The organism is Acinetobacter sp. UBA1496 (assembly GCF_002324975.1).
GTDB classification, from domain to species: domain Bacteria; phylum Pseudomonadota; class Gammaproteobacteria; order Pseudomonadales; family Moraxellaceae; genus Acinetobacter; species Acinetobacter variabilis.
Map to the genome: position 1 here is coordinate 1 of NZ_DCRI01000018.1, position 14386 is coordinate 14386.

General features: G+C 42.3%; 9 protein-coding genes. 8 read left to right on the forward strand and 1 reads right to left on the reverse strand.

Annotated features, from left to right (window positions below):
* Positions 1–365 precede the first annotated feature (365 nt).
* The 5 genes from B3143_RS01590 (at position 366) to B3143_RS01610 (ending at position 6627) form a co-directional block, all read left to right on the forward strand.
* The gene (locus B3143_RS01590; RefSeq protein WP_376745128.1) at positions 366–1466 is read left to right on the forward strand and encodes a BMP family ABC transporter substrate-binding protein; all 1101 of its coding nucleotides are present in this window, start codon (positions 366–368) and stop codon (positions 1464–1466) included.
* Positions 1467–1577: 111 nt separating this feature from the next.
* Positions 1578–3179 (forward strand): ABC transporter ATP-binding protein, encoded by a 1602-nt coding sequence (locus tag B3143_RS01595; RefSeq protein ID WP_286739299.1) that lies wholly within the window; start codon positions 1578–1580, stop codon positions 3177–3179.
* A gap of 15 nt (positions 3180–3194) precedes the next feature.
* Positions 3195–4289 (forward strand): ABC transporter permease, encoded by a 1095-nt coding sequence (locus tag B3143_RS01600; protein ID WP_286739300.1) that lies wholly within the window; start codon positions 3195–3197, stop codon positions 4287–4289.
* A 24-nt stretch (positions 4290–4313) separates the two neighbouring features.
* Positions 4314–5234 (forward strand): ABC transporter permease, encoded by a 921-nt coding sequence (locus tag B3143_RS01605; RefSeq protein ID WP_286739301.1) that lies wholly within the window; start codon positions 4314–4316, stop codon positions 5232–5234.
* Between the two features lie 25 nt (positions 5235–5259).
* Positions 5260–6627 (forward strand): amidohydrolase family protein, encoded by a 1368-nt coding sequence (locus B3143_RS01610; RefSeq protein ID WP_286739302.1) that lies wholly within the window; start codon positions 5260–5262, stop codon positions 6625–6627.
* A 35-nt stretch (positions 6628–6662) separates the two neighbouring features.
* Here the strand turns inward: B3143_RS01610 and B3143_RS01615 are convergent, their stop codons facing one another.
* Positions 6663–7166: a hypothetical protein gene (locus B3143_RS01615; protein ID WP_286739303.1), complete on the reverse strand. Its 504-nt coding sequence runs from the start codon at positions 7164–7166 to the stop codon at positions 6663–6665.
* 906 nt (positions 7167–8072) lie between these two features.
* On the opposite strand from B3143_RS01615, the gene B3143_RS01620 reads away from it, so the two are divergent.
* From B3143_RS01620 to B3143_RS01630, 3 genes are all read left to right on the forward strand, one after another.
* The gene (locus tag B3143_RS01620) at positions 8073–9335 is read left to right on the forward strand and encodes a carbohydrate porin (protein WP_286739304.1); all 1263 of its coding nucleotides are present in this window, start codon (positions 8073–8075) and stop codon (positions 9333–9335) included.
* Between the two features lie 166 nt (positions 9336–9501).
* Positions 9502–11904 carry a glucose/quinate/shikimate family membrane-bound PQQ-dependent dehydrogenase gene (locus tag B3143_RS01625; protein ID WP_286739306.1) on the forward strand — a complete coding sequence of 801 codons (2403 nt, stop codon included), beginning with the start codon at positions 9502–9504 and terminating at the stop codon, positions 11902–11904.
* Positions 11905–12136: 232 nt separating this feature from the next.
* A complete protein-coding gene (locus B3143_RS01630) occupies positions 12137–14242 on the forward strand; it encodes a TonB-dependent receptor family protein (protein WP_286739308.1) in 2106 nt (701 codons plus the stop codon).
* Positions 14243–14386: the final 144 nt, after the last annotated feature.

Below are 14386 nucleotides of genomic sequence, written 5' to 3' on the forward strand. Positions count from 1 at the left end.
ACTTTCGCAAGAGGTCCATTCAATCTTATTAACTTCTCAATCTTGAGCTGAGCCTGGTTTTCTAGCAGCTTTGTTTATTGACTTAGATTGGAGTTTATATTTCTCGACTTATTTTCTTAACTGTTAAACTTTTTTATATCAAATATTTGGTAGTAAATAATTGTAATTTATAAAAATAAATAAAAGAACAGATCATTCTAAAAATTATAACTGTCTTGCAATCCACCTGTTCTATTTTTTGAACTGAATTGGAATAGAAGTTGCTAATTAATAGAAATATAGCAACCAGTAAAATTTTTGATTTCGATTCAGATCTTTTAAAGCCGCTATTTATAAAACTCAAATGGCATTCACGGAGGCAATTTATGCTGAATATGTCCAAACATAAAAAGATAATGAAAAAATTTTCACTGCCTGTAATTGCGGCTGCAATTATTGGTTTGGGGATCAGTAGTCAGAGCTTTGCAGTCGATAAAGCTGCATTTGTCTATATTGGACCAACCAGTGACCATGGCTGGACATATTCTCATGATCAGGGGCGTATTAAAGCTGAAAAAGCTTTGGGCGGAAAATTTAAAACGACTTATATCGAAAATGTGCCTGAAACGGCCGATGCTGAACGTGTGATTCGTAATCTGGCACAGCAGGGCAATAAAGTAATTTTTGCGACCTCTTTTGGTTATATGAACCAGATGGAAAAAGTCGCGAAGCAGTTCCCCAATACTGTATTCATGCACGCGACTGGTTATAAGAAAGGGAAAAACCTCGGCATCTATGATGTGCGTACCTATGAAGGTGCTTACATGCTGGGTGTAGTGGCGGGGCAAACCACCAAAACCAATACATTGGGTGTCGTAGCCTCATTCCCGATCCCGGAAGTGGTTCGTAATATTAATGCCTATACCTTGGGTGCACAAAGCGTCAATCCTAAAGTCAAAACCAAAGTCATCTGGGTGAACTCATGGTTTAACCCGGGTAAAGAACGTGATGCGGCTTTGGCACTGATTTCTCAAAAAGCTGATGTGCTGATGCAAAACACGGATTCGCCAGCAGTGGTGCAAGCGGCTCAACAAAAAGGCGTTTATGCCTTTGGTTGGGATTCAGACATGAGCAAATTTGGTCCTAAAGCACATCTGGCTGCTTCAGTATTGCACTGGGAAAAAATTTATACCCCAGCCATGCAGCAAGTGGCTAATAAAACCTGGAAACCTGCCGCTCTCTGGTATGGCGTAAAACAGGATGCAGTGAAAATTGAAAACTTCGGGCCTGCTGTTCCTGCCAAAGTGAAGCAGTCCGCTTTAAATGCACAAAGTGCGATTCATAAAGGCACATTACATCCATTCCAGGGTCCAATCTATAAACAGGATGGAACTTTGGTGATTACCAAAGGCAGCAAAATGACAGATGAAGCGCTTGGAAAAATGAACTTCTATGTGAGAGGGGTTGAAGGTTCATTACCTAAATAATTCTTTCACTATGTGTATGACTTAAAAATAAAAGAAAGTAAATCCTGAAAAATCATCCCCCAGTCCATGAATCACTTTATGGACTGGGCCAAAATGAGTGGAGACTGAGTTATGATCGATCTGCCTCACATGTCAAATGACATCGAAACGTCATCGCTCAATGAGCAGCAAATTCCACGACTGGAGCTGATCAATATCAGCAAAAGCTATAACTCATTGAAAGCAAATGACAGTATTCATTTAAAAGTCCGACCTGGGCAAATTCATGCCATCCTGGGTGAAAACGGTGCTGGTAAAAGTACCTTGATGAAAATCATCTATGGCGCGACCAAAGCAGATAGCGGTCATATCGTCTGGAATGGTAAAGAGGTACAGATTGAAAGTCCGTCGATGGCCAGAAAACTGGGCATCGGCATGGTGTACCAGCATTTCTCCCTATTTGAAACCATGACCGTGGCTGAAAATATTTTATTAGGTCTGGATGAAAAAATAGATCTAAAAAGCTTATCGGCTAAAATTACCGAAGTATCAGAACAATATGGCTTGCCGGTAGATCCACGGCGTGAAGTTTTTTCTTTATCGGTTGGTGAACGACAACGGGTCGAAATTATCCGCTGTCTACTCCAAAATCCGTCCCTACTCATTTTAGATGAACCGACTTCAGTCTTAACCCCACAAGCGGTACGTCAGTTATTTAAAACTTTGCGACTGGTGGCTTTGCAAGGTGTTTCAATTCTTTATATCAGCCATAAATTGCATGAAATCAAAGAACTCTGTGATGAAGCTACAATTCTGCGTAATGGCAAAGTCACCGGCTATGTACTGCCTTCTGAAAATAGTACCAGTGAACTGGCCAAATTAATGATTGGCCGGGAATTGCCGACTTATGCGCATGCTAAATATACAGGCGAACATCGCACGCTGTTCCAGGTAAAAAATCTGAATTATGAAACTGATGATCCTTTTGGCGTGTCCTTATCCAATATTCAACTCAACCTGAATTCGGGTGAAATTCTGGGCATTGCCGGTATTTCGGGTAATGGTCAATCTGAATTACTGGCTCTGCTTTCCGGTGAGCAAACGGCGAAAAAAGGCCAAGTCTTTCTATTAGATCATGACATTTCTGAACTCAGTGCAGGCCAGCGACGTGATCTAGGCTTGGGCTTTGTTCCGGAAGAGCGTTTAGGTCGGGGTGCTGTGCCGAATATGACATTGGCACAAAACACCTTACTGACTGCTTTCCGTCAGGGTTTAAACAAATGGGGCTTTATCCAGTTTGATAAAACTGTCGCTTTTGCCCAGCAATGTATCGAAAAATTCGGGGTAAAAGCAGCAGGACCACAAGCTGAAGCGCGCAGCCTTTCGGGCGGGAATTTGCAGAAATTTATTGTAGGACGTGAAATCCTCCAACAGCCTAAAGTGCTGATTATTTCCCAGCCAACCTGGGGCGTTGATGTCGGCGCATCGATGTTTATCCGTCAAACCCTGATTGATCTTTCCCGCCAAGGCGTTGCGATTTTAGTAATTTCGGAAGAGCTGGAAGAACTGTTTGAAATTAGCGACCAGATTTGTGTTCTGGCTGGTGGAAAGCTGTCTGCACCCGTTCCAGCTAAAAATACCAATGCAGAACAGATTGGCCTGCTCATGTCAGGTATTCAGGCAGATCCAGCAATATTAGCTGAGTCCGAGCCTGTCCATGAAGCACACGCGTAGAGAAGAGGTGTAAATATGCATTTATTAGAACCTAGAGAACATCCTTCTCAATTAATGAAATGGCTTTCCCCCGTGCTTGCATTACTCGCCATGCTAGTGGTGGGTAGCCTATTGTTTTTAATGCTTGGAGTGAATCCTGCTCAGGCTTTATATATCTTTTTTATCGAGCCTCTAAGCTCAGTCTATAACCTGAGTGAGCTGATAATTAAAGCCAGTCCGCTGATTTTAATTGCCTTAGGTCTAGCTGTTGGGTTTCGTGCCCGTCTGTTTAATATTGGTGCCGAGGGGCAGTTGGCTATGGGGGCCATCTTTGGCGGTGGTATCGCCATCCTGTTTCATGAGCAGATCGGCTGGTGGATTTTACCGTTGATGGTGATTATGGGCGCGATTGGCGGTGCAATTTGGGGGCTGATTCCAGCACTGCTAAAAACCTATTTTAATGCACAGGAAACTTTGACGACCTTGATGATGAACTATGTCGCGTTTTTCCTGCTCATGTATCTGGTCAATGGCCCATGGCGTGATCCGGATGGTATGAATTTTCCACAATCCGTAATGTTCTCGGAAAGCGCGACCTTGCCGCTGATTATGGAAGGCACACGGATTAACGCCTCAATTTTTATCACAATCATCGCAGTGGTGCTGTTCTGGATTTTTATCCGTAAGAGCTTGATGGCCTATAAACTGGAAGTCAGTGGTCAGGCGCCTTTAGCAGCCCAATATGCAGGATTTTCAGCTAAAAAAGCCATCTGGTTAAGTTTAGGAGTTTCGGGTCTGATGGCGGGGATCGCCGGAATCTGTGAAGTAGCAGGGCCAATCGGCCAGCTCAATCCGAACATTTCGCCAGGATACGGTTATGCGGCCATTATTGTGGCTTATCTCGGCCGACTAAATCCAATTGGAATCGTACTTTCAGGTTTCCTGATGGCGCTGATCTATTTAGGTGGCGAACTGGCACAAATGCAGTTGCAACTCCCAGTCGCGATTACCGGAATTTTCCAGGGCCTGCTTTTATTTTTCCTGCTGGCTTCAGATGCCCTGATTGAAAACCGCTACCGTTTTGCCAAAAAGAAAATCAAAAAAACCATGACCACTGCGCAAGTAGCCTGATCCAGACAGAAGAAGGATAACAACATGAGTATTGAATTAACCGCAATTGTTGCCGGAACTGTCGCTGCGGCAACGCCATTGATCTTTGCCGGGCTGGGTGAGCTGGTAGCAGAGCGTACCGGTGTCATCAATCTTGGGGTAGAAGGCATGATGCTGGTCGGTGCCATTGCTGGATTTGCTTTCGCTAGCCAGTATGAAGCCAGTGTCGCCAGTGCCTTATTTATGGGCGGATTGGCAGGCACATTGATGGCACTAATTTTTGCATTTTTTACTTTATCTTTAAGTACTAACCAATCCGCCTGTGGTCTGGCACTCACTATTTTTGGGATCGGGATTTCAGCCTTTCTTGGACAGAATTATGTCAGTACCGCCTTACCGGGTCTGGAAAATCTAAAAATTCCGGGACTCGCAGATATTCCATTCATAGGACCAGTCCTGTTCCAGCAAAACTATGTAGTGTATCTGTCCATTCTTGCTTTTGTGTTGGTGTGGTGGGTACTGAGTAAAACTCGTTTAGGCCTGTTACTGAAAGCAGTAGGGGAATCTCCAGAAAGCGCACATGCCATGGGCTATAACGTGCTGGCGATTCGCTATGGTGCAGTCATGTTTGGCGGTGCAATGGCAGGTATTGGCGGTGCATTTTTATCTACGGTTTATACGCCGATGTGGATTGAAAATATGGTTGCAGGGCGCGGCTGGATTGCAATTGCTTTAGTCGTTTTTGCTGCATGGAAACCAACACGTTTGATGTTGGGTGCATATCTATTTGGTGGTGTAACGATTTTGCAGTTTCATGCTCAAGCGCTGGGTTTAGAAGTACCGAATGAACTGTTATCGGCATTGCCATACATCGCAACCATTATTGTCTTAGTCCTCATTTCACATGACAAGAAGTTATTGAAACTCAATTTACCAGCGTCACTTGGCAAAACCTTTAGCCCTTAATCGGACGAATTTCAGGAATTAATTCATGAAAATTATAAGCGCAGATTATGTCCTGACCATGAACTCAAGCCTGGACTGTATTAAAGGTGGTGCCATCCTGATTGATGGTGTTCTCATTAAACAAGTAGGAACATTACAGGAAGTAACTCAGCAATATCCTGAAGCTGCAGTTACCCAGTATCCCAAAAGTTTATTGATGCCGGGTTTGATTAATACCCACTGCCACTCAGGCCTGCTCCGCGGTACTGCCGAAGGTTTACCAGTCTGGGACTGGCTGCAGCAGTTTATTGACCCGATGCATCGGGTAGTGACTCCGGAAGATGCCAAAATCGCCTCTTATCTCTGTTATGCAGAAGCGCTGCTATCTGGCACAACTACCATTGTGGATATGTGGCGTTATATGGAAGGTAGTGCCGAGGCTGCACAGCAACTCGGTATACGTGCAGTGCTGGTGCCATATGTGGCTGAACATTCAGATCACAACTATTTTGAAACCCTCAATAGCAATGAAGCTTTAATTCAAAAATGGCATCAAGCCGAAAATGGGCGAATTCAGGTCTGGGTTGGCTTGGAACATCTGTTTTATGCTGAAGAAAATGCATTGGCACGTATCCAGAAAATATGTCATGAATATCAGACTGGTTTTCACACGCATAGCAATGAAAGCAAGTTTGATGTCGAAGAAAACCTTCGACGTTATGGCGTGCGCCCGATCCAGACGCTGGAGCAAATGGGTATGCTGGATGTGCCTCAATGTCTGTTAGCGCATTGTGTCTGGGCTGATTCAACAGAGATCGAAATCTTAAAACACTATAATATTGGTGTCGCACATAATCCGATCTCGAATATGAAACTCACCTCGGGGGCTGCACCCATTACGGAAATGCTTAAACACGGCATAGCAGTAGGACTGGGTACAGACGGCGAGAAAGAAAATAATAATCTGGATATGTTTGAAGAAATGAAAACTGCTTCATTATTGGCGAAGTTTTCCGGTTTAGATGCCGCAGCACTCGACTCATGGTCAGTCTGTCAGATGGCAACTCGGACAGGTGCCAAAGCCTTAGGTATGCAGGATCAGATTGGTTCGCTAGAAGCTGGAAAACTTGCCGATATGATTGCAGTAGATATTGCGACCCCAAGAATGACACCCTTGATTGATCAAGGCCCGTTATTTAATTTACATACCAATCTGGTACATGCAGTACAAGGACAGGATGTGCACATGACCATGGTGAACGGTCAGATAGTAGTAGAAAACCGAAAACTGGTGCGTGCTGATCTACAAATCTTAATTGATCAGGTCAATCAGGCTGCTCCAGCCTTGTTCCAGCGCCGCGCGAAATGGCTCGCAGAACAGGGAAGTACGGTCAATGAGTTACAGCGCCTATAAATAGAACTCAAAATTGCCCCTAACTTTAAACAGGCTTATCTATGCTCCAGAATGGATAAAAAGGCTTCGATAAAGTTAGGCAGTCTTTTATGATGAATCTGGCCGACCTTGATCACTTCACAGGTCAGACCATCAGCCAGAAGGTTGTTACTTTCAGCTTTTAATTTCTGCAATGTTAACTGTAAGCCTTTTAACCATTCTTCAAGCGCCTTGATCGGAATATCATTTTTAAGATTTCCACCTTGCATGGCAGTTTTAAAATGACTCAAGGTCGTACTATCTTTAAAGCAGGCTTCCACCTGATGTTCAGTACTTTCAAACAGGCCATGCTTAATCACAAATAAAAATTTTCCAATCGCTGGTTTAAGCGCACTGAGATAAATATTTTTTTTATTCAGGGTATATCTTTTATTTCTGGTATTAATAAATTCTGAATTCCAGCCTTGAGATTCTAGAAAATGATCCATTTCAGCGAAGATGAGATCAGTGAATTGTTCCTCAATGCGTTCTGCGATTTCCTTCAGTTCATGACTGAGCACGATCAGGTTATTTTCCAGCTTTGAGCGCTAGGATTTTTCTTCATCATGCTGCTTGGATTGGGCCAAAATGGCTTGGAAGCATTGTTGTTCAGGCGTCATGATTTTACTCACTTGATATGCAGCCTTAATCACTTAATCATGTGACTGAATAGCTTTAATTGCAAGTATGAAAAGAGGAGGGAGAATTGGTAACATTTGAAAAATAAAGTATATACTTTTATCGATGCAAATTATTGTTTTTAAATTTTATATTCTATATTAAATCATTTTTTATTTAGTTTTAAGCTCGAATCATTACATATTTTGTAGCGATTCAATGGAGTTATTTATAATGACTCATTTTACTTACAATTAGCTGATCAAAAGATGAAGCCAATATAAAGTGGTTAACGAGAATATTGATTGAAAGGATTAAGAAAATATACATCTATAATCAACTATAAAGAGTCAATAATTTTAATTTTTACATATATTTAAACTTTATTTAACAGATATCACTTTTTATCTTATTTAATGGTTTTAGATACCTTTATAGAACCAGATTTTTTCAATTTTCCTCGGTAACAAATTCAAGAATAGAAAGGCGATGACCATCAAGTTTCAGTATAAAAAACGCACAAAAAGACTAAATGTTTTTTATTACGCAATTTGAATTGGTAAATTTTTGTACAAAAGAACTGATGTAGAAAAAATATTTATAGGTAGCATTATTTTTATTAATATTATATTTAATTCCTCTTAAATTATTGAATTTAAAATTTAAAATTTTCTTAAATTAAAATTAACAAAAGGATTAGATTAGCTAAACTTCATAACATTATTAATACTTTTCCTTCATTATTTGAAACTAAAAAATTAAATGAGTGTACTATATTTAGTAAAAACGTGATTAAGGTGAAGCATTTAATGTCTATTTCTCCCTTATTTAAGGCTGTCTATACATCCTTAGTTGGATTGCTATTGGCAAATACAACTACTCAGGCCGCTGATGCATTTAGTGCAGAAAGTCCGTGGATGTTGGGTGACTGGAATGGTCAACGTATCCAGCTTCAAGAGCAGGGCTATGATTTTAGCTTTGGATATACAGGTGAAATGGCAACTTTGCTTGACGCGAAACGCTCAAATAGCCATGGTACAGAATATACAGGTCAGTTAAACCTTGGTACTCATCTGGATCTGGAAAAAATTGCTGGCTGGCAAAACACTGAAGCACAAATTACAGTAACTCATCGTGATGGCCGCAACCTTTCGAATACTTCTGATGCGCTTACAGGACATTTAAGTTCAGTTCAGGAAGTATGGGGTCGCGGTCAAACTTGGCGTCTAACAGATTTCTGGATCAAGAAACAATTCTTGGATCAAAAACTGGATGTAAAAGTCGGACGTTTTGGTGAAGGTGAAGACTTTAACAGTTTTGATTGTGACTTCCAGAATCTGGCATTGTGCGGTTCACAAGTGGGTAACTGGGTAGGGGATCAATGGTATAACTGGCCAGTTTCTCAATGGGCTGCGCGGGTTAAATATAACGTTACCCCGGAAGTTTATACTCAGGTAGGGGTTTATGAATACAACCCTGAAAATGCTGACAATCGTGGCAAAGGCTTTAACCTGAGCACAGACGGATCTAAAGGCGCGATTATTCCTGCAGAAGTGGTCTGGACACCGAAACTGGGTGAGCAAAAACTGCCAGGTGAATATCGTGCCGGTTATTACTACAGCACCGCTAATGCCAAAATATTTGATGGCGTGACTCCACAAGATGAACAAACCCAAAATGGTCATCATCACGGGGGCTGGATCGTAGCGAAACAACAAATCACTGCACATCCTGGGGATACTTCTCGTGGTTTAAGCGGTTTCGTGAACGTCACTGTTCATGACTCTAAAACCAACCAAGTTAGTGATATGCAAAATATCGGTCTTGTCTACAAAGGTGCGATGGATGCCCGTCCACAGGATGAAATCGCTTTGGGTGTTGCCCGGATCAATATGAACAATGATGTATTGGGTAACCGTAGTGAAGAAGTCGATGCAGAAATCTATTACGGCATTCATGCAACTAACTGGCTAACCATTCGTCCAAACCTGCAATATGTCCATCATGTCGGCGCATATAAAGACGGTGAAAATGTCTGGGTAGGCGGAATCAAGTTTAATACGTCGTTCTAATCGGAGTTTTTAGTTGCAAATACACAATTGATTCTTCCATTACTTTGGGGCATTGATGAACTGATACTCCAAGTATTCATGTATTTATAACTAAGAACTTAACAATATGGTGTCTATGCCGCTTAAGTGCTTAGACGTTCAAGAAATCAAAAAAAAGGTGTTCAATATGAATACTTCGTCTTCAGGTTCAGTACTGAAAACGATTCTGGCAGCTATTGCTGCCATTTTCGGTTTGGTTCTGCTATTTGGAGGAATATATCTGGCAACACTTGGTGGGTCTTGGTACTACATCATTGCCGGTCTGTTCTTCCTGGCGACAGCAGTGTTATTACAAAAACGTAAAAGCACAGCTCTTATTGTTTATGCAGTATTGGTCGTTGGTACAGTGGTATGGGGGCTTTGGGAAGTGGGTTCAGACTTCTTTGCACTGGCACCACGTCTAGATATTTTAGGTCTATTCGGTCTGGCTCTGCTGATTCCTGCAGTGACTCGCGGTTTTGGCGATAGCAAAGCGGCAAAAATAGCGCTGACTGGCTCCTTGGCAATTACGATTGCTGTCATGATTTACTCTGTATTTAATGACCCGCAAGAAATCCGTGGCGAATTAAAATCACAGCAGCCTGCAGTGCATCAGTCTATTCCAGGTATTGCTGACGAAGACTGGCCAGCCTATGGTCGTACTCAGTCAGGTTTACGTTATTCTCCATTAAAACAGATTACTGCTGATAACGTAAAAGATCTGGAGTTAGCTTGGGAATTTCATACCGGTGATGTAAAAACGGATAAAGATTCTGGTGAAACTACGAATCAGGTAACCCCGATTAAAGTGGGTAATAACCTGTTTATGTGTACCACTCACCAGTACCTGATTGCACTTGATCCTGCGACGGGTAAGGAAAAATGGCGTTTTGATCCTAAGCTGAAAGCGGACAATACCTTCCAGCATTTAACTTGCCGTGGAGTGTCTTATTACGATGCCAATAACACTACCGGTTTTGAAAGCAGTCTAGCTGCTCGTTCTACAACGTCTGCCGAATGTCCTCAGAAAGTAATCTTACCAGTGAATGACGGACGTTTGGTGGCGGTCAATGCAACTACTGGTAAGGTATGTTCCGACTTTGGTAATAACGGCGAAGTCGATCTGCAAAAAGACATGCCATTCCCATATCCAGGCGGTTATAACCCGACTTCACCTCCTGTGGTGACAGGTACAACCATTATCATCGCCGGTTCAACCACAGATAACTATTCAACTGAAGAACCTTCAGGTGTCATTCGTGGTTATGATGTAAATACTGGTGAATTGCTCTGGGTATTTGATACGGGTGCGGAAGATCCAAACGCGATTCCAGCTCCTGGTCAAAAATTCGTAAATAACTCTCCAAACGCATGGGCGCCATTGGCTTATGATGCACAGCTGGATATCGTCTATGTACCAACAGGTGTAGGTACACCGGATATCTACGGTGGTCACCGTACTGAGCTAGACGAGCGTTATGCGAACTCTATGCTGGCGATTAATGCATCTACCGGTAAATTGATCTGGAACTTCCAGACTACTCACCACGACTTGTGGGATATGGATGTACCCGCTCAACCGACATTGACTGATATCAAAGACAAAAACGGGAACATGGTTCCAGCGATCTATGTGCTGACCAAAACCGGTAATGCCTTTGTATTAGACCGTCGTACAGGTGAAGCGATCGTTCCGATTACTGAAAAACCAGTACCTCAGTCAGTAAAACGCGGTCCGCAAACCAAAGGCGAGTGGTATTCAAAAACTCAACCGTTCTCTGACTTTAATCTGGCTCCTCAAGATAAATTGACTGATAAAGACATGTGGGGTGCCACTATGTTTGACCAGTTGATGTGTCGTGTATCGTTCAAGAAATTAAACTATGACGGTATTTATACGCCACCATCTGAAAACGGGACGCTGGTCTTCCCGGGTAACTTGGGGGTATTCGAATGGGGCGGTATGTCTGTGAATCCAGACCGTCAAATTGCATTGACCAACCCAATTGGTTTGCCATTTGTATCTCGTCTGATTCCGCAAGATCCGAACCGTAAGCAGACTGCCAAAGGTGCAGGTACTGAAGCGGGGGTACAGCCAATGTATGGCGTGCCTTATGGTGTTGAAATCAGTGCCTTCCTCTCTCCATTCGGCTTACCATGTAAACAACCTGCATGGGGTTATGTGGCTGGTGTTGATCTGACCAATCATGAAATCGCTTGGAAACGTCGTATCGGTACGATTCGTGACAGTATGCCGGGCATTCCATTGCCTCCATTTAAAATGGGTGTACCAATGTTAGGTGGTCCAATCTCGACTGCAGGTAATGTGATGTTTGTCGGTGCAACTCAAGACAATTACATCCGTGCGATCAACGTGACTAATGGTGATGAGCTGTGGAAAGGTCGTCTACCTGCAGGTGGTCAAGCGACGCCAATGACTTATGAAGCCAATGGTAAGCAGTATGTTGTGATTATGGCGGGTGGTCACGGTTCCTTCGGTACCAAAATGGGTGACTCTTTGGTTGCCTATGCACTACCTGACAGTAAATAATGAAGTTTTATAGTTAAGTAAAAAAGCCTGATTCGTCAGGCTTTTTTATGCAAAATACAGGCTGTTATGACAATAAAGCTTGATTATAAAATCATGAACCTTTAGCTCGGCTTTCCTGCAAGTATTAAGTTTGATCTTTTGCAGATGCTGAGTCTTCAAAATTAATAAGACACTTTTAAAACGTTTGAACTCCCATGGCATGAGTGAATGCCAGATATCAGGAATATTAGCTATGCACCTTCATACCACGCGGTTGCCGATGAAATCGACTTTATCCTGTCTGATTGCTTGTATCAGTCAAGGAATTTATGCGGAGGAACCGGTTGAGGTACAGCGACTGGCTCCCATTGTGGTTGAAGCAACTCGTACAGATCGTGCCATTCTGGAAACACCGGCATCTACCTATTATCTGAATCAGGAACAACAGAATAGCCTGAATGTAAATCTGTCTGAAACCTTAAAAGGTGTACCAGGTTTACAGCTGAATAACCGCGAAAATTATGCTCAGGATTTACAGATATCAATGCGGGGCTTCGGTGCACGTTCGACTTTCGGTGTGCGAGGAGTACGTTTATATGTAGACGGTATTCCTGCGACTATGCCGGATGGGCAGGGGCAAACCTCGAATATTGACCTGAATAGTCTGGATCATATTGAAGTGCTGAGTGGGCCATTTTCTTCGCTATATGGTAATTCTTCTGGCGGAACCATCCTGACACAAAGCCGTGAAGGGCAGGGACCGGATTCAATCACTTTGGGATATTCGGGTGGCAGTCAGAATAAAGGCCAAACTAATCTGGTACTACAAGGTGGTTCAGAAAATGCGTCTGAACCAAGCTATATCATCAGTTCATCTTATTTTGATACGGATGGTTTCCGTGATCATAGTGGTGCACATAAAGTACTGAACAATGCCAAGCTGACTTGGGATCTGGACGATGGCTCTAAAATTAACTGGGTCAATAACTATGTCAAAATTGCAGCAGATGATCCAGGTGGTTTAACTCGAGATCAATGGCGAGAAAATCCTAAACAGGTCGCAGCGAATGTGTTGCTATATAATGCACGTAAAGAAATTGAGCAATTCCAGACAGGACTGACCTGGAACAAGCCGATCAATGATCAGCATGAATTGTACGGTATGGCATATTGGGGACAGCGTGAAGTCACTCAATATCAATCTATTCCAAGTACAGCACAAGGTGGTCCAAATCATGCGGGTGGTGTCATTGATTTTGACCGTCAGTTTTATGGAGCAGATCTTCGCTGGACCGGAACAGATATTTTACAAAACACTAAATTGATTGCTGGTGTGGCTGTAGATGGTATGACCGAAGACCGTAAAGGCTATCAAAACTTTGTCGGTAATACTTTAGGCGTTAAAGGTGAACTCCGTCGTAATGAAGACAATACGCTTTGGAATGCAGATCCTTATATTCAAGCATCTTATAACTTTGCGCCAGATTGGACGCTAGATGCTGGTTTGCGTTATAGCAATGTGCATTTTAAATCTGAAGATCGATACCTAAGCAATGGCGATAATTCAGGTAAAACGACTTATGAGAAATTACTGCCTTCAGTTGCATTAAGTTGGAAAATTTTTCCTGATTTAATAACTTATGCAAGCTATGCACAAGGTTTTGAAACACCAACATTTACCGAAATGGCTTATCCGGCTGATGGTAGCAACGATGTACTAAGCTTAAAAGCGGCTGAAAGTGAAACTTATGAGCTAGGATTAAAATCTGCGAATCGCTTTGGTGATATGACCTTAGCAGCATTTCAGACTCAAACCAAAAATGACATTGTTTCTGCGGGAAGTGATGGCGGGCGCTCAACGTTTCGTAATGCAGATAAAACTCTAAGAAAAGGATTAGAGCTATCTTGGAATAAAGATCTTTGGCGTGATCTAACAGCTCAAGCCAGCTATAGCTATATTGATGCAACATTTGATGCCGATATTCCAGCAATTGGTACAGTAGCTGCAGTTTCGTCAGGTAATTATATTCCTGGAATTGCTAAAAATCAGGCTTTTGTCAGTCTAGGCTGGAAACCTGAAAATGGCTTTAATGCAGGTCTTGATGTGCGTTATTCAGACCGAATTTTTGTGAATGATATTAATTCTGAAGTTGCACCAAGTTATACAGTGGCTGGGGCTAATGTAGGCTATAACTGGAATGTCAAAGATTTATCTATAAAAACGTTTGCACGCGTAGATAATCTGTTTGATAAGGATTATTCAGGTTCAGTCATTGTGAACGAAAGCAATGGTCGTTTCTATGAACCTGCAGAAGGTCGTAACTGGAGTGCTGGTTTAAGCGTGACAAAACAGTTTTAATTTAAATCTGACTTAAGCTTTCTCAATTTATTCAAGATTAATATTCACATATGAGTGTCCGCCAAGATAAGCAATAAGTGCAAATCTAAGGCGGACATTTCTATTTAAAGCTAATATATAATTCATTTCGTATAATGTTGCCAT